Annotated in this window: 23 protein-coding genes and 1 pseudogene; 20 read left to right on the forward strand and 4 right to left on the reverse strand. The window is 40.8% G+C overall.

Going from position 1 to position 17611, the window contains the following annotated elements; all coding sequences use genetic code 11:
- The 6 genes and pseudogenes from QZT69_RS00905 to QZT69_RS00930 all read left to right on the forward strand — a co-directional run.
- Nucleotides 1-287, forward strand: a pseudogene (locus tag QZT69_RS00905) (hypothetical protein); the annotation flags it as partial.
- Nucleotides 288-327: 40 nt separating this feature from the next.
- Entirely contained in the window at nucleotides 328-741 is a 414-nt protein-coding gene (locus QZT69_RS00910; RefSeq protein ID WP_294669652.1) for a DUF6157 family protein, read from the forward strand.
- A gap of 38 nt (nucleotides 742-779) precedes the next feature.
- Nucleotides 780-1175, forward strand: a complete 396-nt coding sequence (locus QZT69_RS00915; protein ID WP_294669653.1) for a hypothetical protein — start codon at nucleotides 780-782, stop codon at nucleotides 1173-1175.
- Between the two features lie 67 nt (nucleotides 1176-1242).
- Nucleotides 1243-1872, forward strand: a complete 630-nt coding sequence (locus tag QZT69_RS00920; protein WP_294669654.1) for a M949_RS01915 family surface polysaccharide biosynthesis protein — start codon at nucleotides 1243-1245, stop codon at nucleotides 1870-1872.
- Nucleotides 1873-2013: 141 nt separating this feature from the next.
- The gene (locus QZT69_RS00925) at nucleotides 2014-2634 is read left to right on the forward strand and encodes a hypothetical protein (RefSeq protein ID WP_294669655.1); all 621 of its coding nucleotides are present in this window, start codon (nucleotides 2014-2016) and stop codon (nucleotides 2632-2634) included.
- Between the two features lie 204 nt (nucleotides 2635-2838).
- Nucleotides 2839-3744 carry an NAD(P)/FAD-dependent oxidoreductase gene (locus tag QZT69_RS00930; protein ID WP_294669657.1) on the forward strand — a complete coding sequence of 302 codons (906 nt, stop codon included), beginning with the start codon at nucleotides 2839-2841 and terminating at the stop codon, nucleotides 3742-3744.
- Between the two features lie 45 nt (nucleotides 3745-3789).
- Here QZT69_RS00930 and QZT69_RS00935 read toward each other — a convergent pair whose 3' ends face one another.
- Nucleotides 3790-4500 (reverse strand): GlxA family transcriptional regulator, encoded by a 711-nt coding sequence (locus QZT69_RS00935; RefSeq protein WP_294669659.1) that lies wholly within the window; start codon nucleotides 4498-4500, stop codon nucleotides 3790-3792.
- Nucleotides 4440-4769, reverse strand: a complete 330-nt coding sequence (locus QZT69_RS00940; protein WP_294669661.1) for a hypothetical protein — start codon at nucleotides 4767-4769, stop codon at nucleotides 4440-4442. The genes QZT69_RS00935 and QZT69_RS00940 overlap by 61 nt, the downstream gene beginning before the upstream one ends.
- Before the next feature lie 122 nt (nucleotides 4770-4891).
- Here QZT69_RS00940 and QZT69_RS00945 point away from each other — a divergent pair, with 122 nt between their 5' ends.
- The 9 genes from QZT69_RS00945 (at nucleotide 4892) to QZT69_RS00985 (ending at nucleotide 10515) form a co-directional block, all read left to right on the forward strand.
- Complete coding sequence (locus tag QZT69_RS00945; RefSeq protein WP_294669663.1) at nucleotides 4892-5377, forward strand: DinB family protein; 486 nt, start codon at nucleotides 4892-4894, stop codon at nucleotides 5375-5377.
- Nucleotides 5377-5808 (forward strand): SRPBCC domain-containing protein, encoded by a 432-nt coding sequence (locus QZT69_RS00950; RefSeq protein ID WP_294669665.1) that lies wholly within the window; start codon nucleotides 5377-5379, stop codon nucleotides 5806-5808. The genes QZT69_RS00945 and QZT69_RS00950 overlap by 1 nt, the downstream gene beginning before the upstream one ends.
- Before the next feature lie 88 nt (nucleotides 5809-5896).
- On the forward strand, nucleotides 5897-6403 hold the full coding sequence (locus QZT69_RS00955; RefSeq protein WP_294669667.1) for a PepSY domain-containing protein: 507 nt from the start codon (nucleotides 5897-5899) through the stop codon (nucleotides 6401-6403).
- Between the two features lie 35 nt (nucleotides 6404-6438).
- Nucleotides 6439-6765 carry a multidrug efflux SMR transporter gene (locus QZT69_RS00960; protein WP_294669669.1) on the forward strand — a complete coding sequence of 109 codons (327 nt, stop codon included), beginning with the start codon at nucleotides 6439-6441 and terminating at the stop codon, nucleotides 6763-6765.
- Nucleotides 6766-7336: 571 nt separating this feature from the next.
- Nucleotides 7337-8026: a class I SAM-dependent methyltransferase gene (locus tag QZT69_RS00965; protein ID WP_294669670.1), complete on the forward strand. Its 690-nt coding sequence runs from the start codon at nucleotides 7337-7339 to the stop codon at nucleotides 8024-8026.
- A 91-nt stretch (nucleotides 8027-8117) separates the two neighbouring features.
- Nucleotides 8118-8555, forward strand: coding sequence for a LuxR C-terminal-related transcriptional regulator (locus QZT69_RS00970; RefSeq protein WP_294669671.1), 438 nt, complete (start codon nucleotides 8118-8120; stop codon nucleotides 8553-8555).
- 77 nt (nucleotides 8556-8632) lie between these two features.
- Nucleotides 8633-9160: a DUF4199 domain-containing protein gene (locus tag QZT69_RS00975; RefSeq protein ID WP_294669672.1), complete on the forward strand. Its 528-nt coding sequence runs from the start codon at nucleotides 8633-8635 to the stop codon at nucleotides 9158-9160.
- 130 nt (nucleotides 9161-9290) lie between these two features.
- Nucleotides 9291-10010 carry a hypothetical protein gene (locus QZT69_RS00980; protein WP_294669673.1) on the forward strand — a complete coding sequence of 240 codons (720 nt, stop codon included), beginning with the start codon at nucleotides 9291-9293 and terminating at the stop codon, nucleotides 10008-10010.
- 100 nt (nucleotides 10011-10110) lie between these two features.
- The gene (locus QZT69_RS00985) at nucleotides 10111-10515 is read left to right on the forward strand and encodes a hypothetical protein (RefSeq protein ID WP_294669675.1); all 405 of its coding nucleotides are present in this window, start codon (nucleotides 10111-10113) and stop codon (nucleotides 10513-10515) included.
- A 22-nt stretch (nucleotides 10516-10537) separates the two neighbouring features.
- Here QZT69_RS00985 and QZT69_RS00990 read toward each other — a convergent pair whose 3' ends face one another.
- Nucleotides 10538-12712 carry a hypothetical protein gene (locus tag QZT69_RS00990; protein ID WP_294669677.1) on the reverse strand — a complete coding sequence of 725 codons (2175 nt, stop codon included), beginning with the start codon at nucleotides 12710-12712 and terminating at the stop codon, nucleotides 10538-10540.
- Nucleotides 12713-12818: 106 nt separating this feature from the next.
- Complete coding sequence (locus QZT69_RS00995) at nucleotides 12819-13106, reverse strand: helix-turn-helix domain-containing protein (protein ID WP_294669679.1); 288 nt, start codon at nucleotides 13104-13106, stop codon at nucleotides 12819-12821.
- Between the two features lie 254 nt (nucleotides 13107-13360).
- On the opposite strand from QZT69_RS00995, the gene QZT69_RS01000 reads away from it, so the two are divergent.
- The 5 genes from QZT69_RS01000 to QZT69_RS01020 all read left to right on the forward strand — a co-directional run bounded on the left by QZT69_RS01000 (nucleotide 13361) and on the right by QZT69_RS01020 (nucleotide 17595).
- Nucleotides 13361-13609, forward strand: coding sequence for a hypothetical protein (locus QZT69_RS01000; protein ID WP_294669681.1), 249 nt, complete (start codon nucleotides 13361-13363; stop codon nucleotides 13607-13609).
- Nucleotides 13610-13699: 90 nt separating this feature from the next.
- The gene (locus QZT69_RS01005) at nucleotides 13700-15976 is read left to right on the forward strand and encodes a GH92 family glycosyl hydrolase (RefSeq protein ID WP_294669683.1); all 2277 of its coding nucleotides are present in this window, start codon (nucleotides 13700-13702) and stop codon (nucleotides 15974-15976) included.
- Nucleotides 15976-16320 carry a DUF1801 domain-containing protein gene (locus tag QZT69_RS01010; protein ID WP_294669685.1) on the forward strand — a complete coding sequence of 115 codons (345 nt, stop codon included), beginning with the start codon at nucleotides 15976-15978 and terminating at the stop codon, nucleotides 16318-16320. Before QZT69_RS01005 ends, QZT69_RS01010 begins: the two co-directional genes overlap by 1 nt.
- Before the next feature lie 267 nt (nucleotides 16321-16587).
- Complete coding sequence (locus QZT69_RS01015; protein WP_294669687.1) at nucleotides 16588-17052, forward strand: DinB family protein; 465 nt, start codon at nucleotides 16588-16590, stop codon at nucleotides 17050-17052.
- A 36-nt stretch (nucleotides 17053-17088) separates the two neighbouring features.
- On the forward strand, nucleotides 17089-17595 hold the full coding sequence (locus tag QZT69_RS01020; protein WP_294669689.1) for a YdeI/OmpD-associated family protein: 507 nt from the start codon (nucleotides 17089-17091) through the stop codon (nucleotides 17593-17595).
- Nucleotides 17596-17611 lie beyond the last annotated feature (16 nt).

Genomic DNA, 17611 nt, shown 5'->3' on the forward strand with positions numbered 1-17611 from the left:
ATTTTAGATTGATGAAAGTTCATACAACTAATTATATCAATACGTTTATTACCGTTTCCGATGATTGTCCTATCGGAAACGGAACTGTTCCACCGTTAAAAGGCTTTGATTTCCTGGTCATGGGGATTTTATTGCTCGGAACCGGTTCGGTTTGCGAATTGGTACTCAGAACGGTGGAAAAGCGTACAAACAGGCTGATATTGTGCCTGGCAGCTCTTGGAGTTTTTATCCTGGTTTGGATGGAATTGGCCGTTGGTATTTTCGGGACTCCTTTTGCTGGATCTTAAGAGGTTTGTTTCCGAAGCCAGATTTCCGTATTTTAGATTGATGAAAGTTCATACAACTAATTATATCAATACGTTTATTACCGTTTCCGATGATTGTCCTATCGGAAACGGAACTGTTCCACCGTTAAAAGGCGATGCTTTAACGATTGCAAACCGGCAGTTTGACATGATCAGTAAAAATCCCTACAAATACACTTCTGATGAGGTGTTGTTCCGGGTTTTCGCCGACAAGAATGACTTAACGGAAAGTGAATACGAAGCTGCAAAAGCTCAATTCTTTTCGAAGGGGCAGGCTTGTTTCAGGGCATCACCCTTAGGAAAACGCTATGGCTGGGGTATTCATTTCAACCACGAAGGTAAAATGGCCTTGTATGGTTCGGAAAGTGAGGAGTACAAAAGATACCTGGAAGATAAGTCCCTGAATATTGTGAAAGCGATGCGTTCGAGTCGTTAGTGGAGTCAGGTTTTTGTCAAATGAGATTGGAAGAAACGATGAACAAATTACTAAGCCTGAATGCGAAAAAAATGCTTTTGCTTGATGCATGGGGAGCAGGAATTACCGTTTTATTGTTGGCTGTTATTGTCGAACCTTTTCAAGAGCACTTCGGCATGCCGCTGGTCGTGCTGAGGCTTTTTTCCATCATAGCCTGCGTGTATACGATTTATTCGCTGATGTCCCATTATTTCGGGAACCGAAAGCATACACTGCTTCTAAAGATCATTGCCTTTGCGAATACTTTTTACGGATGTTTGATTGCTTTCTTCGTTGTCCGCTATTTTGAAAAGCTCACCTTGTTGGGAAAGATTTATTTTGCAGGTGAAATTGTTCTTATACTGAGTTTGGTTATCGTGGAACTGTTAACGGCCTATAAGACTTCGGAGAAATGAATTATTAAACCATACCCTGGAAGTAGGTAACAGTTTATTGGCAAAACATGTATTTTCACATTCTTATATGAAAAAATTTATTTACTTATTTTTCGCGTTCAACTCCCTGTTTGCTTCGGCCCAGGAAAAAATTGCCCTCACAAAACTTACAAAATCCGATATTCCCAAAGGAATTTCCTACAAAGGCACTTTGAAAGAAGCTGTCCGCTGGACAGATGAATCGGGAGTAAACCTGGTGATTACCTGTAAAACCGAAGAAGCAGTCAGCAAAACAGCACCTTCCGAAGATTACAGGGAAAAATACCTGTTTGCCCATCACTATTTGTTATTCGAGGACAGCATCAGGCAAACCTGGAAAGTAACCGATTATATCAAAGAATGTCCATTGGACATAGCTGCTGATTTTGTGAAGAATACCTTCCAGGTGACAGATTTGGATAAGGATGGTATTGCCGAAGTTTGGATGATGTATCTGCTAACCTGTACCGGTGATGTAAGTCCGGCAGAAATGAAAATCATCATGTATGAAGGAACACAAAAGCATGCCATGCGTGGAGAGAATAAAGTAGATATCGGCAATGGTGAATTTGTGGGTGGTGATTATAAATTTGACAAAGCATTCAATCAGGCTCCTGGCGCTTTCAGGGATTTCGCCATGAAATTGTGGAATGCGAATGTGAAGGCAAAATGGTATTGAATCTATTTTGATTTCTTTTAAAAAAAAATCAGTAATTGGCCAAAGTGAAAAAAAGTTATTTCCAGGAAGAATAATCTGCTTGATAAATTGTACATTGCAGTACGAAACCCATCCAAATCAATCAGTCATAACAAAAATGACATGAAAAATAACTTCAAACAAAACCTAAGAAAATTCTTCTTGGTTGTACCTATGGCAGCAAGTATTTTGGCTTGTAAAAAAGAAAAAACACCAGCCACTTCCGGAGCTAAAGCGTATCCGGATGAAATTGTAGCCGGAGGATCTCTTCCAACAGAGTATGAGGTGGTAAGCTGGGAACCTAATGATTTATTAGGCTGGTGGGATTCGACAGTTACTACCAATCCTTGTGATCTAACAGGTGATGGGGTGCCGGATATCAGTTTCATTGTAAGTAACCAGGATACCATGGGAAACCTGACGGAAGATGGTCACTCCAACGCAACGTTGAGCATAGAAACTCTCAATCCGGATGTATACATTCTTACCGATGCCGATTACGTGGTTCCCTTTAATTCCGGAGATAGTATCCACATCACTGATCATTGGAATCAGGGAGTTTTGACGCTGTTAAAAAGAACATACACCTGTTGTCCGCCTACTCCGCATGTTTATGAAGGATTGTGGAGTAATAACGTGAGTAATTATGTTGGTGTCCGTTATAAAAATCGTTTAGGCTGGATGCGAATCATGGTAGTCTATAACTGTGCTCTCAAAACATATAGTTACGGGTTTTCTAAATGATTCGTTTGCATTTCAAACAGTTAAATGGATTATGGAACACTTTTTCTTGCAAGTTTAATAATTCGAACAGCTATTGTGATACCCGGTGATTTCGATCACCGGGATGAATCTCAGATAATCATGTAAGAATGAAAACTTATTGCAATATTGTTGCATTAGATACTTAAAAGTGTACATTTGTGCTACAAACAAACTTTTAGCAACATGACAAACAAGATTTACGACACCATTATTATCGGGGGAAGTTATTCCGGGCTGGCAGCAGGAATGGCGCTTGGAAGATCATTGAGAAACGTACTCATCATCGACAGCGGGAAACCGTGTAATGCACAAACGCCTCATTCACATAATTTCATTACACAGGACGGGGAAACACCACAGGCAATTGCTTCAAAAGCCAGGGAGCAGGTGGCACAGTATAAAACAGTGGAGTTTTATTCCGGTTTGGCAGTTGGAGCGGAAAAGAAAGAGTCCGGATTTACAATTACCACTGAAAACGGGGAAACTTTTGATGCGAAAAAACTGATTTTCGCTACAGGAGTTAAAGATATCATGCCCGAAATAAAAGGAGCAGGAGCATGCTGGGGAATTTCCATGATCCATTGTCCGTATTGCCACGGCTATGAAGTGCGGAATGAAAAAACAGGAATTCTTGCAAACGGTGAAATGGCCTTTGAATTTTCGAAGCTGATTGCTAACTGGACGAAAGAACTAACCGTATTCACTAACGGGAAATCAACCCTCACACCCGAACAAAATTCGAAACTCAAACAGCACGGAATCGCAGTGAATGAAAAGGAACTGGAAGCATTCCATCATACAAACGGATACATCAGCGAAGTTCAGTTCAAAGACGGAAGCAGTTTTCCATTGAAAGCCATGTATGCCAAACTGCCTTTTTCCCAGCATTCGGACCTTCCTGAAAAATTGGGGTGTGAGTTGTCAGAGCAAGGTTTCATCGTAGTTGATCCGTTCCAAAAGACCAGTGTTCCGGGCGTGTATGCCTGCGGCGATAACGTAACCCAAATGCGATCCGTGGCAAATGCAGTTGCAGCGGGAACACTTGCAGGAGCAATGCTCAACAGGGAATTGATAGACGAAGCGTTTTGATATCTCCGGTAGGGCTGAAAAATATTTCTTCTCTACTGAAAGATGTCATAAAAGATCCTTGTTGTAACGTCCTTTGTATTCAACCGGTGACATTCCAGTGAATCTTCGAAATACTTCCCGAAATGCTTTTTGATCGGAATAACCAACCTCATACATAATTTCGCTGACTGTTTTCCGGCTTATTTCCAGGGATTTTTTGGCAGACTCAACTTTTACGCGCTGAATGTACTCAGTGGGGCTGTTTCCGGTTGCTTTGATAAACCTGCGGTCAAAATTTCGTCTTCCAACTGAAAAACGGGAAGATAATTCTTCGATGGAGATCTTTTCGCGGAAATTTTGTTCGATATAGTTTTGGACTTCTTTTACCACTTCATCATCATGGTTTTTTTGACCTCTGAAAATGCTAAAGGCAGATTGGCTTTTTCTGTCAGGTTCTATTTGAAATACTTTTGAACAGTAAATAGCCGTCTGCCGGTCGAAGTGTTTCTCTATAAGGTAAATAATCAGGTTTAGGAAGGAATAAGCACCGCCGTTGGTGTAGATTCCTCCTTCATCTGTAATCAAATGATCGGTTTGCAGTTTTATTTTTGGGAACAGCCTCCTGAAGTCTTCCGCTGCACTCCAATGAGTAGAGCAACTTTTACCATCGAGTATGCCTGAAGCCGCCAATAAAAACGCTCCGGTACAGATACTCGCTATTTCAGCACCCTCTTTTCGATGTTTGAGAATCCATGAGATGAGTTCTTCATTGAGCAAGAGATCGCTTTCGGATAGTTGTGGTTCAGGGAAGGAATGATAATCAGATCCGTTTTCAAAATATCGCATATGGAAGTGTGGGGTTTTACGGAAAATAGACCTTCGTAAAAATCAACCTGCTTTGAGATTCCGGCCAGCTGGATTTCGAATACCTGTTCGCTGTGTTTTTCTTTCCAATATGCATTTGCCCTTGAGAATAGTTTGTATGTGCCTACAATACTGCTTAAATTGTTTTCCCCTTCGGGTACGATAATGGTCAAATGTTTCATGGAACCTTTTTCGCAAATGTATGGAATTGACATGTCCGGATCAACCCGTTAGATTGTCTCTTTCACACCTTTTGGGTTTCATACACAGCATATACATTTGTTAAAATGACTAAAACAAGAATATGAGTGTACTACAAACAGCGGTAAAATTGATTTTGGACAGATGGGAAGCTTCCATACAGAATTGTGATGTATTGCTTAAAACCCTGTCGGACGACCAATTGCAAAAAGAAGTTTCACCGGGAAAAAACAGAGGAGTTTATTTGCTGGGACATTTGATCTCAGTGCACGACAACATGCTTCCTTTATTGGGTTTTGATGAGAAGCAGCATCCTGGGTTAACTAAGATTTTTATAGAGTCACCGGATAAAACCATCCCGGAAATTCCGTCTGTACAGGAATTGCGTTCGATTTGGGAAAAGCAAAAGATTTATTTAAAAGCAAAAATGGACCGGTTAAAAGCGGAAGACTGGTTCGAAAGGCATACAGCCGTTTCGGAAGAGGATTTTGTGAAAGAACCGCACCGCAACAAATTGAATATTATTTTAACCCGGACAACGCATTTGGCCTATCATACCGGGCAATTGATTTACTTAAAGCAAGCGTAATGGAAACAAAAAATTTTACCTATTCAATCCAAACAGAGAAAAGTCCGGAACACGTTTTTAAAGCGATTAGAGAGGTACGTTCCTGGTGGTCGGGACTTTACAACGAATCTTTTTCAGGAGAGACGAAAGAACTGAACGATGAATTCAGTTTCAGAGCAGGAGACGGGGCGCATTATTCCAAACAAAAGCTGGTGGAAGTTATTCCCAACGAAAGAGTAGTTTGGTTAATAACCGAAAGTGAGTTGAGCTTCCTGGAACAGAAAGACGAATGGGTCGGGACAAAAATCGTGTTCGAAATTTCAGAAAAGGATGGAAAAACAGAGCTGGTATTTACACACCAGGGATTAACTCCCGAAATTGAATGTTATGACTCCTGCGCACCGGCCTGGAGCATGTATCTGCAGGAGAAATTACTTCCGTTGATTCGATAAACCGCCAGGGCTGAAATTTTTTCAGCCCTGGCGTAAAATCACCTGTTCCGGTGAATGAAAACCTTTTTGGAATCATTAATTTTACCGCATGAATAATTCAAAACTTTCCATGCGCGTTCTTCACCGCTACCTTGGTTTTTTCTTAGCCGGAATAATGGCTGTATATGCAATCAGCGGCATTGTATTGATCTTTCGTGATACAGATTTTCTCAAGAGCGAGCACACCGAAGAAATCAGGATTGAACCGAACGTTAAGAATGAGAGCATCGGGAAGGCCTTGGATTTACGCCGTTACAATTTCGAAAGAGAAGAAGGCGAAATGGTTTATTTCAGGAATGGCGATTATAACAAGAGAACGGGTGTTGCACACATAACAACCAAAGAACTTCCTTATATATTGGATAAAATGACGCATTTGCACAAAGCATCAACAGACGATCCGCTTTACTGGCTGAATGTGTTCTTCGGAGTATCCCTGCTGTTTTTTGTCTTGTCCGCTTTCTGGATGTACCTGCCAAAAACCAAAGTTTTTAAAGCAGGCTTGCTTTATTCGTTGGCAGGATTAGTGTTGACGCTGATTTTGCTGTTCGTATAAATTACGCAAACTTAAATCCGTTTAAACTTGAAAAAATGAATTGGATTATCTTAATCATCGCAGGATTGTTCGAAGTGGCATTTGCATCTTGCCTGGAAAAAGCGAAAATATCTCATGGAAATGCCGTTTATTGGTGGTATGCGGGATTTGGAGTTTCACTCGTTATCAGCATGCTTTTATTGATGAAAGCTGTACAAACACTTCCCATCGGAACTGCATATGCGGTTTGGACCGGAATCGGAGCTGTAGGAACAGTGCTGGTAGGAATTTTCGTGTTCAAAGATCCAATGAGTACCTGGAAGTTGTTTTTCATGACTACTTTGATTGCATCCATCATTGGTTTGAAAGTAGTTTCGCATTAAATCTGCCGGAGTTAAAATAGAAAAGTGATTAAGCTTCCATGATTCGGATAATTTTTCGCTGCTCCTTTTACAAAAGCGGGATTTTGTCCTGTAACCAGGTTTCCGTCAGCGATACTGTTTGCTTCTCATAGCGCAACCCCTCCGGGAACAAATACCGAATCGTATTAACTGACATCCATATCGGTTAATTTTACCGCTTTTTACATGTCAGCCCATCGTTTTCCGGTTAGGAAAGCCAGATTTTTCGGATCATCCGCAAGATAAGGCGCGTCCGGATATGGAGTATCGCCGGTTAAGCTTGCAAAGTTGACCTCATAGTTTGCTGCGCTGAATTCTGTATATGGGTGAGCAACATCCGGTGAAAATGTCCCTGTTCTTCTGTTGTCAGTACCGATTGTGTTTGCATTTGAAACGATAATTAGAACTTAAAAATAGTTGGTGCCAGGTATTGCATGAGCCTAAAATAATCAGGAAGCAGCAAAGTCGACTCTCAATTATTTCTTTATCTTAGTTACCCGGAAAACAAACCGTTTATCTGCCAATTGGCTGATGAACGATAAAAAAAGACCCGATGACAGATCGCGAATTAGTGCAGAAAATTATACAATGGGATGTAAAAACCTGGTCTAAGGCACTATTCTTCTGGGAAAAAAAGGTGGATTGGAATCAGGTCGAAAACGGATTGGAATTGGGTGGGCGTGAAGGTGGTTTGTCTCTTTGGATGGCTTTAAAAGGAAAGAAAGTCGTGTGCTCCGATTATGTCTTGGATGTGAAGGGAACAGCCGAAAAATTGCATAAAGTATACAAGGTCACGGAATATATTGATTATGAAAATATCGACGCTTCCAACATTCCGTATGAAAATCATTTCGATGTGATTGTCTTTAAATCGATCATCGGTGGAATCGGACGCGGTGACAACTTTGAAATTCAGAAAAAGGTTTTCAGAGAGATCCATAAAGCATTGAAACCCGGTGGAAAATTGTTGTTTGCCGAAAACCTTGTTGCTTCACCGCTTCATAAAAGATTGAGAAAAAAATACACGGACTGGGGAAACACCTGGCGTTATTTGACAGTGGATGAAATGAAAGAGTGCCTGGGTGTTTTTTCAAATTACGAACTGAAAACAACCGGTTTCCTTGGCACACTTGGAAGAAGCGAAGGTCAGCGAAAGTTTTTAGCATTGATGGATCAATTGTTTTGGAACCACGTAAGCCCGAAACGGTGGAAATATATTGCTTACGGGGTTGCCATTAAATAGGAAGTCCGGTTGAAGACATTCAGGGCATTTAAGTTATCTTTGTTCCAAACACTGGAAAATACTGCACAATTTGTTAAAGTCCTACCGAATAATGCTTCTTTACGGGGTTTCCCTCGCCGGACTCCTGTTCCTCATGCGCTGGCTTGAATTCCGGCTGCTGGTGATGAGCCATGCCACAGAATTATACGTTGCTGCAATTGCTGTTGTGTTCCTGGTTTTGGGAATCTGGCTTGCCAAACAGCTTACAAAACCTAAAACAGTTTTGGTTGAAAAAACAGTATACGTTTCTCCTTCGGATGAATTTATACGCAATGAAAAAGTCCTCGAAGAATTGGGGATCAGCAAACGTGAACTGGAAGTACTGGAATTGATCGCCCTCGGGTTGAGCAATAACGAAATTGCAGGGCGTTTATTTGTTTCTTTGAATACGGTAAAAACACACAGCTCGAAGTTGTTTGAAAAACTGGATGTTAACAGAAGGACTCAGGCTGTGGAAGCAGCCAAACGATTGGGGATAATTCCGCTTTAAAATGAAAAATCACCCGAAAGTATGAGTATCAAACCCTTGTAGAAAGGCACTTTTGTCGAAATATTAAACTATAAAATATGAAAAGAAATGTACTGGTTTACGGAGGAATCGGTGGTTTGATAACTGCAGTTTGGACCTTTATTGCATTGCTCGTTTTACCCCCGAATTGTGGGTCAACCCTCGGAATGGTTCTGGGCTATACGTCCATGTTTATCGCGAATATTTTCCTGATCATCGGTGTGAAGAACTATCGGGATAAATACAGCGGTGGAATTATAACCTTCGGGAAAGCATTGAAAGTAGGATTGTTAATCACTCTTTTCGCATCTACGATTTATGTCGTAAACTGGCTGATTTATGATTATGCTACCGGCTCAAAGTTTATTGAAGTTTACACAGAATCAATGCATGATCAGCTGGTTGAAAGTGGAGCGAGTCCTGCAGTGGTTGCAAAACAAGATGCTGAAATGCAGGATTTTATCGTGATGTACCGGAATCCTTTGTTTAAAGCTGCTATGACTTACATGGAAATCCTCCCGATGGGAATCCTGTTTGCTTTGATCACAGCGATTGTGATGCGTAGAAAAGTACCGAAAACAACTTAAACGGTATTTGCTGTTACTGGAATACTAAAAATTTCCCGGCAATGGAGCAAAGCTATTGTATGTACAAAATTCTGGTTATTTTGGTAGAGAAGTTGAATAAAAAGGCTTCTTTACTGATACCAGAAGGTAAATGAAATACGTAAAAGAAAATAAGAATTGGAATGCAGCTCCGGCGGTTTCAAAACCTCAAATTACAGCAGGGGAAAATTACCTGGAATTGGTTTTTGACCTGGATCCGGATTTTGCACATATTGATGAGGGAGAAAAAGGGACCCTTGAATTTAGTGAGCCGTATGCTTATCAATTAACGGAAATAAGCCAGGAAGCATACAAAAACAATGCGTTTCGTTTCAAAAATGACCAATTGCCCTGGGGAGGATTTTATGAATTGAAAGATGCTAACCGGAAAACCGACTTTCCTTCCGATAAAGTAGTGGTCAATGAATCGTTAAAAGATCTAAAGCTAAACCATTACCTGTTTTTCCTTCCCGGATTTATTTTCGAATGCCTGGCTTTGGATTATACCTTTCATTTCGATCAAAGAGTTGTCGGGAAATTGGAAGAAACCTATCCGAAAGGTTATTTTAACCATTATTTATCCCTGTTTTCAATCCACTTTAACCAGTTGAACGCAGATAACTTCAGGGTTTACACAAACCTGTACATTCAGCTGGAAGGTAAGAAGGAATTCGAAGGGCTGAAAGAAGAATTGAAAAAGATCAAAGCCAATAAAGATTTGGATGCGTTTGTGAAAATTGCCAATTACAAGATTCCGAATGTCGGGAGAAAACAGTTGGATGAAATGATCAAAGTGATTGAAACGTATGATGCGAAAAGTAAATACGTGTAAGAATTCAAAATATTTTGTAGTTGAACATTTGAACATTTGAACATTTGAACATTTGAACATTTGAACATTTGAACATTTGAACATTTTTAACCTTTAATAAATGAGTAAACAGGCTGCCGGACGCATGTTCCAGGATATCAACTTCACTGTAAAAAGTGCCAAAGGAAAGAAATTAGAACAGTTGATCGGTGTTGAGAACCCGGACAATCCCGATTCTGGGCCTTGTTTGGTTTATATTAAAATGGAAGGGGTCAGCTGGTCGCAGTATTTCCTGGATGTCTGCTTTGGAGTTTGGGAAAACTGGGGAGAGATAGATACGGAAGACGAGGCGTATACCTACCACGATTATGCGGAAAAGTTTGGAGTGAAAGACAAAATCATTAAATCGGCTTACTGCAAAGAGAATGAAATCACCCTGGAATTTGAAACAGGGGAGAAACTGATCCTGAAATACCAAGATCCGGATGACTGGGACGGAGATACGGAGATGGTGAAAATAGCTTGATGGGGATGTTAGAGAAATTGCTTCAATCGGGTTTGTGTTCAATGACCTTTTTCAGCATTCCCTTTACGTATTTGGTTCTTCTGATTTCTTTGCCCGATGATTTATCATACTCCACACACCAGCCGTGACGCAGTCCGTCTCTTATGCTGATTTTTTCTCCGGTGATTGCTGAAACGAATTTTCCCGAGTAGGGTTGCTCTTCGGAGATAGCTGTTCGAGTGTAGTAGGCGCTTATTATGGTATCATTTTGACAAAACAGGCTCTCAAGTACTCCGGCATCAGCATGTAAAACACCGATTTTCCCAACTTCTTTTCCATTTTTGTAATTCCCGTTTTTTTGATAGTCGGAGGTTTTTAAAACGAAACGGCCATTCAGCGATTGAGCCGTAGTTTCAGGATCGTTTTCTATCGAATTGACAAGTGTTGTAAGTATTGTATCTGACCATAAGTTTTCGTCTATTTTGAAACGATAGGACTTTAGACAGAAAGTGTCATACTCTGCAATTTCAGACAATACAGATACTGAGTCGTTGTTTTTTGTAAAATCCAGTGTGTAGAATCTGTAATCAGAGTTTCGCTCAAAGCACCTTAAGCGCTGAAGCATACCGTGAATATAAAAACGCTCTTCGGACTTGAAACCTTTGATTGTTTTGCGGAAATCCCCATGCCTTTGATTGTCCACATAATGCTCGCTTAGAATAACATGGTCTGCAGGGGTTTCAGTGATCCATTCTCCGGTTTTCACTCCTTTCTCATAAAATCCGGTAGTTTTGAATTGTTTTCCATCCGATGATACCATTGAATATTCCTGCTTGCCGTGAAGAACACCTTCTGTGTAATGCTGAAAAGTATAGTTTTCGGAATCTTTTTGATAAATGAAATCACCGTTTAGAAGATCGTCCGTATAGTTTTCCCGACGGGTTACTTTTTCCCATGCTCCCGGAGCGTAAATTCCCGGGTCAGGACCTGCTTTTTGATAGTATTGAATGGTCAATCCGTTTAATTTCCCGTTTTGGTATTGTTCAATGCGGTAAATGGTGTCTTTCAGCGGACCCGAAGGTATCCGGTAAATGCGTTCTCCAGCTTCCAGGCCATTTGAAAAAGTCGAAGTATAAAGAATACCGTTTTGTTCGTATCTGGAAAATGTGCTGTCTAATTGTCCTGTTTTATAATAGGCAACATACATCGTGTCTGTTGTATTGAAATAGGTACAGACGGCTTTTCCGCTTTTCAGTCCCTTGTCGTATGCCACATCCTCGATACCTAAAGGTGGATCATTCAAAGTATCGAGCGGGTAATTTGCTTCAGTATGTGGATCGAAATATACCGGGATTTTTGCAGGTCCCTGCCTGGAACCATTGATATAAGAAACACTTCCGATAGTGACTCCGTTAAAAGTCTGTTTTTCAACTCCGGTAGGAACATCCCGTCGCCATTGCAGTGATTTTACAAGTTTTCCTTCGTGGTTGTACCATTTTTCCAAGCCGTATTTCCAATGGTAACTGTGAGTTGAGCTGTGGACTAATTTCCCTTCCGGGTTGTAGTCGCTTGCTGTCCCGTTCAATCTTCCTGCCCGGTAATTTTCAGTGCGCCTGATGCTTCCGTTAGGAAAGAAGATCGTCCGTTGTCCGTCGAGTAATCCGTTTTTATAGTTTTCCGCGATTTTTAGACCTTCTTCTGTAAAGCGGATTTTCTCCCCGTTCATACTGTCAAATTGCCCGTATTTACGAAAGATCCGGTATCGAAAATAAGCGATTTCCCCTTTTCCAATTGGATTTGGAACAGCTTCGTAATCCTCCTGGATTAAAAAATTCCCGTTATCATAAGTAGTGGTGATGAAGTTTCCGTTGATGGTTGTACCGATTGATTTGAACCTACTGCTTTTCAATCCCGAAACAATCATTTGCTTTCCCTGGGAGTAGGTATCTATCGAAATAAATTCTAAAGTGGAGTCACCGAGCAGTATATGGATAAAAGGTTGTGTGCCGTTTTCTGTTTTTACCAATGAATATGTGAAAAGGTGAAGATCCGCGGAATCTTTCTCTCCAATGAACTGGTAACTGCAATGCTTCAGGTAATTGTCAATCGTTGTTCTATCTGTCTTATTGAACCACGAAATTGCATTGTTTAGCAGGGAATTTTGTCCGAAGGAAATAAAACAGCTGCAAAGGAAAAAGATCGGGAGTAATTGGCGCATGATTCAAAATTAGGGATTTTAATTTCATAGCCACAAATGAAAATGGATTGTATCGAGCCGCAAAATGACTTTGCAGAAATAGTTTGATAAAAGTGGGAGGGGCTGTTTATCCGGATGCCGGTTTGATCTTAATAATATCCGTATTGGGGTTGAGAGGAGATTCATTAAGCCTTTTATAAAGGTCATCCGTAAATTTTGCCGGATCAATTTCAAGTGCTTCGTACAAACGGTTCATCCAAAATAAAGACGGACATCTTTCACCTCGTTCATAACTGGAAATGTTTTGAGCGTTTACGTTCATACGTGAGGCCAACTCCTCCTGGGTAATTCCTTTCTCCTCACGAATTCTCTTGATCTCTCTCCCCAAAATGTCATTAAATGACTTCGTATTCATAGTTGACAAAGTCGAAATATTTAATAGCTCAGATGTAACACGATTGTGTTTATTTGCTATTTTTGCCAAAATAAAACCAGTTTATTCAATTGATCAGAATTGCATATATGAACCCCCTTTTTGCCACAGGTATATTCAAGAAACTGAGCTTCAATAAAATAATAGACACAGAAAAAAACGAGTGTCACAATGAGGCAAATTGCTTTATGTTAGCCAAAGACCAAAGATAAATACAAAGACCCATTTTACTGAGTATGAAGACTAAAAATGCAATCAGTGCACAATTAGCAAGTTACGAAAAATCGTACGAGGAAACAAATGATTTTGAAACATTCAAAACCAACATTTACAGCACGATACAAGATATTGAAACAATCACGCCTATAAATCCTGTGAATTCATCCTACCTGTTCCAAAAAAAACTGGATTGCGAGAACCTGGATAGGAATAGTGCCCCGAGCCTTTTAGCATCCTTAAAGAACTTCCTCGAACGCCTGGATTGATTGTTGAAAAAATGAACCAAATAACTCGTAATTAGTCACTGGGAATTCGGAATTAATGAAGTACTTTGGAATTCGTAATTCGCAATTTTCATGAAACGCTTTCTCTTTTTGCTTCTTCCTGTTACAGCTTTAGCTCAGCAAAAAACTGTTGATTATGTAAATCCGCTTATGGGAACCGATTCCAAAATGGAGCTTTCCAATGGAAATACCTATCCTGCAATTGGCCTGCCATGGGGAATGAACCTGTGGACACCACAGACAAATGTTATGGGAGATGGCTGGGCTTATCAGTACAGCGCCGATAAAATGAGAGGCTTTAAACAAACGCATCAGCCTTCTCCGTGGATGAATGATTACGGTCAGTTTGCAATTATGCCGGGAAGCGGGAAAATGGTTTTTGACCAAAATGAAAGGGCAAGCTGGTTTTCACATAAATCAGAAGTTTCAAAACCGCATTACTACAGTGTTTACCTGGCTGATTGTGATGTCACGACAGAAATTACTCCCACAGAACGAGCTGCTGTGTTCCGCTTTACCTTTCCTGAAAGCGACAGTTCTTTTGTTGTGATAGATGCTTTGGACCGCGGATCTTATGTAAAAGTTTTTCCCAAAGAACGAAAGATCGTAGGCTACACCAAACGCTATGCACGCGGAAAACTCACCAATTTCAAGAACTATTTTGTCATTTACCTGGACAAGGATATTGCCTTTTATTCCATTGCTTCGGATGGGAAATTAGTTGGTAATCAGGAAGAATCAACTTCAAACCATTCAGGAATTGTGGTTGGTTTCAAAACGAAAAAAGGGGAACAGGTTCATTTGAAAGTTGCTTCATCTTTTATATCGCAGGATCAGGCAGAATTGAACTTACAACGTGAGGTAGGGAATAGTAGTTTCGAAGCTGTTCGCAATAGTGCAGAATTACACTGGAATCAGACACTTGGTAAAATTGAGGTGTCGGGTGGAACAGAGGAACAAAAGCAAACATTCTACTCATGTTTGTACCGAACCCTTTTCTTCCCGAATAAACTTTATGAGATCGATGCTGCCGGTAAGGAAGTACACTGGAGTCCTTACAACGGAAAGGTCCTTCCAGGGAAAATGTTTGGCGGAACGGGATTCTGGGACACGTTCCGGGCTTTGTATCCTTTGCTGAACCTGGTTTACCCGGAAATCAACAAAGAAATGCAGGAAGGATTGGTGAACGACTACCTGGAAGGCGGATTTCTACCCGAATGGTCGAGCCCGGGATATGCAGATATCATGATCGGGAATAATTCGGCATCCATTGTTTCCGACGCATATATCAAAGGTTTACGCGGTTATGACATCGAAAAATTATACGAAGCCCTGCTTCACGGAGCAAATAATGAAGGCCCGATGAGTGCAGTAGGGCGTTTTGGAGTAGCTTATTACAACAAACTGGGTTACGTTCCTTACGATGTGAAAATCAATGAGAATGCTGCCCGGACATTGGAATATGCTTACGATGATTTCGCGATTTACCAGCTGGCTAAAGCATTGAATCGTCCGCAGGAAGAGATCGATCTGTATGCAAAACGCTGCCAAAATTACCGGAATTTGTTCGATCCTTCGACAGGAATGATGCGCGGAAAGAATGCCGATGGACAATTCCAGTCGCCTTTCAATCCGTTTAAGTGGGGAGATGCTTTTACCGAAGGGAACAGCTGGCATTACACCTGGTCTGTTTTTCACGATGTGCAGGGATTGATAGACCTGATGGGAGGTAAGGAACGTTTTGTTTCCAAACTGGATTCTGTTTTTAGCTTGCCTCCGGTTTATGACGATAGTTATTATGGCGGAATGATCCACGAGATCAAGGAAATGCAGATCGCAAACATGGGGCAGTACGCACATGGAAACCAACCGATCCAGCACATGATTTATCTGTACAATTACGCAGGTGCTCCGGCAAAATCCCACTATTGGATAAGAGAAGTATTGAATCGCTTATACAAACCAACTCCGGACGGTTATTGCGGAGATGAGGATAATGGACAGACTTCCGCGTGGTATGTCTTTTCATCTTTAGGATTTTATCCCGTTTGTCCGGCAACGGATGAATACGTGCTGGGGGCACCTCTGTTCCAAAAAACAGTAATCCATTTGTCGGGAGGAAAGCAGGTAGTTCTGAACGCACCGCAAAATTCGGCTCAGAATAAATATGTCTCAGCGGTAAAAATGAATGCGAAAGAATATTCCAAATTATTCCTGAAACATTCGGAATTGATGAAAGGAGCTGTTGTTGATTTTAAAATGACTTCAACTCCTGCTTTGGAACGCAAATTCTCAGAAAGCGATTTTCCATATTCGTTCTCAAACGAACAAAAAGCCGTGAAAAAATAATGAAGCAGCTAACGGATTATTACTTGCAGCAGGAGGAACCGGTTAAAAGCACTTTGCTGGCATTAAGGGATATTATTTTAGGTCAGAATAGTGAAATCACTCACGAATTGAAATATGGAATGCCTTTTTTCTGCTACAAAGGAAAGATGTTTTGTTACCTGTGGACGCATAAAAAACACAAACAGCCTTACATCGGTTTTGTAGAAGGAAAATTATTTGAAGAACCATTCATGCTGCAGGAAAAGCGATCACGTATGAAAGTCTTCCTGGTTGACCCGGATGGTGATTTGCCTGTTGAGCAAATTGGATTGCTGGTGCAGAAAGCACTGGATTTTTACCATTAAAACTTCATTGATTTTAGTACACCCCATTCGGGAAGCCAGGGTATTTCAGATTTGATGGATTTCGGTTCCCTGAAGGATATGAAGGTCTATGCGTTTTTGATTGCTGGTCCCGATGCGAATAAGTATCCGTTTGAAACCTTGGATTTGATCACAAATTTTGAGAAATTGCGGAACAATAAAACAGTCTGCAGATACCGGGAATTAGGACGGGTAAGTTTGTTTACAATCTGCGGCCGTCAGCGGTCCTCTGCGGGAAAAATGTTGAGTATGAGCATATCCAAACAACTGGCAAAACATGTAAGAGACGTTCATTTCGGCGGGAACTGGACAACAACAGACCTGAAAACAACCTTGTCTGATGTGAAATGGGAAGATGCCCTTACACAAGTGTACTCGCTGAATTCGATTGCGGCACTGACGTTTCACATGACCTATTATGTGGAAGTATTGATAATAGTCCTGGAAGAAAATAAATTAACCGGAAAGGACGAGATAAGCTGGATGCTTCCGGTTATTGAGTCGAAAAAGGATTGGGACGAGCTGCTGGAAGGCATTTGGCAGAAAGCTGAAAAAGCGGCTTCTTTGATAGAAGCATTACCGGATGAACAACTTACCCGGGATTTTATTGACCCGAAATACGGGACCAATTTCAGAAATATAGCCGGTATTGTGGAACACATGTATTACCACCTGGGACAAATTGTATTAATTAAGAAATTGGTGGTTCAGTAGTTCAATAATCGTATTTTTAAGTTCGGAATTGACTAAATGAATAAAATAAGAAATGCGGTTTCTTTCAATGCCACAATTGATATCATAGGTATCAATCCCTTTGTATTTATACCTGAGCCAATTTTAAACAATCTGTTCAGAGAATTCGGAAAAGACAAAGGTCCGGTTCCGGTCAAAGGAACCATTAACGGTAAAGCTTACCAGCAGACATTAGTCAAATTTGCAGGCGAGTGGAGACTTTACATCAACACTAAAATGCTTCCGAAATCCCCGGAAAGGATAGGAGAGTTGGTAGAGCTTAGTATTGAATTGGATTTTTCGGACCGAACTATACATCCACATCCGAAGCTGGTGCAGGCTTTACACGATAATCCGAAGGCAAATGCTGTTTTCGAAAGTTTGGCACCATCTCTTCAGAATGAGATAGTACGTTATATTGCGAACCTGAAAACAGAAGCAAGTGTTGAGCGGAATGTCCAGAAGGCAATCGGTTTCCTGTTGGGAAAGGAGCGATTTATTGGCCGGGACGGATTAAAGTCATAACTTCGTTATACTCACA

The sequence above is a fragment of the uncultured Fluviicola sp. genome, from assembly GCF_902168135.1.
Classification (GTDB): Bacteria; Bacteroidota; Bacteroidia; order Flavobacteriales_D; family Crocinitomicaceae; genus Fluviicola.

Bases quoted from the DNA above. Each gene is read 5' to 3' on its own strand.
- QZT69_RS00990 (WP_294669677.1), bottom strand. From the start codon at position 12,712: ATGCGCCAATTACTCCCGATCTTTTTCCTTTGCAGCTGTTTTATTTCC.
- QZT69_RS00950 (WP_294669665.1), top strand. From the start codon at position 5,377: ATGGAAACAAAAAATTTTACCTATTCAATCCAAACAGAGAAAAGTCCG.
- QZT69_RS00980 (WP_294669673.1), top strand. From the start codon at position 9,291: ATGAAATACGTAAAAGAAAATAAGAATTGGAATGCAGCTCCGGCGGTT.
- QZT69_RS00930 (WP_294669657.1), top strand. From the start codon at position 2,839: ATGACAAACAAGATTTACGACACCATTATTATCGGGGGAAGTTATTCC.
- QZT69_RS00920 (WP_294669654.1), top strand. From the start codon at position 1,243: ATGAAAAAATTTATTTACTTATTTTTCGCGTTCAACTCCCTGTTTGCT.
- QZT69_RS00960 (WP_294669669.1), top strand. From the start codon at position 6,439: ATGAATTGGATTATCTTAATCATCGCAGGATTGTTCGAAGTGGCATTT.
- QZT69_RS00995 (WP_294669679.1), bottom strand. From the start codon at position 13,106: ATGAATACGAAGTCATTTAATGACATTTTGGGGAGAGAGATCAAGAGA.
- QZT69_RS01010 (WP_294669685.1), top strand. From the start codon at position 15,976: ATGAAGCAGCTAACGGATTATTACTTGCAGCAGGAGGAACCGGTTAAA.
- QZT69_RS00965 (WP_294669670.1), top strand. From the start codon at position 7,337: ATGACAGATCGCGAATTAGTGCAGAAAATTATACAATGGGATGTAAAA.
- QZT69_RS00970 (WP_294669671.1), top strand. From the start codon at position 8,118: ATGCTTCTTTACGGGGTTTCCCTCGCCGGACTCCTGTTCCTCATGCGC.
- QZT69_RS01000 (WP_294669681.1), top strand. From the start codon at position 13,361: ATGAAGACTAAAAATGCAATCAGTGCACAATTAGCAAGTTACGAAAAA.
- QZT69_RS01020 (WP_294669689.1), top strand. From the start codon at position 17,089: ATGAATAAAATAAGAAATGCGGTTTCTTTCAATGCCACAATTGATATC.
- QZT69_RS00910 (WP_294669652.1), top strand. From the start codon at position 328: ATGAAAGTTCATACAACTAATTATATCAATACGTTTATTACCGTTTCC.
- QZT69_RS01005 (WP_294669683.1), top strand. From the start codon at position 13,700: ATGAAACGCTTTCTCTTTTTGCTTCTTCCTGTTACAGCTTTAGCTCAG.
- QZT69_RS00945 (WP_294669663.1), top strand. From the start codon at position 4,892: ATGAGTGTACTACAAACAGCGGTAAAATTGATTTTGGACAGATGGGAA.
- QZT69_RS01015 (WP_294669687.1), top strand. From the start codon at position 16,588: ATGAGCATATCCAAACAACTGGCAAAACATGTAAGAGACGTTCATTTC.
- QZT69_RS00955 (WP_294669667.1), top strand. From the start codon at position 5,897: ATGAATAATTCAAAACTTTCCATGCGCGTTCTTCACCGCTACCTTGGT.
- QZT69_RS00975 (WP_294669672.1), top strand. From the start codon at position 8,633: ATGAAAAGAAATGTACTGGTTTACGGAGGAATCGGTGGTTTGATAACT.
- QZT69_RS00940 (WP_294669661.1), bottom strand. From the start codon at position 4,769: ATGAAACATTTGACCATTATCGTACCCGAAGGGGAAAACAATTTAAGC.
- QZT69_RS00985 (WP_294669675.1), top strand. From the start codon at position 10,111: ATGAGTAAACAGGCTGCCGGACGCATGTTCCAGGATATCAACTTCACT.
- QZT69_RS00915 (WP_294669653.1), top strand. From the start codon at position 780: ATGAACAAATTACTAAGCCTGAATGCGAAAAAAATGCTTTTGCTTGAT.
- QZT69_RS00925 (WP_294669655.1), top strand. From the start codon at position 2,014: ATGAAAAATAACTTCAAACAAAACCTAAGAAAATTCTTCTTGGTTGTA.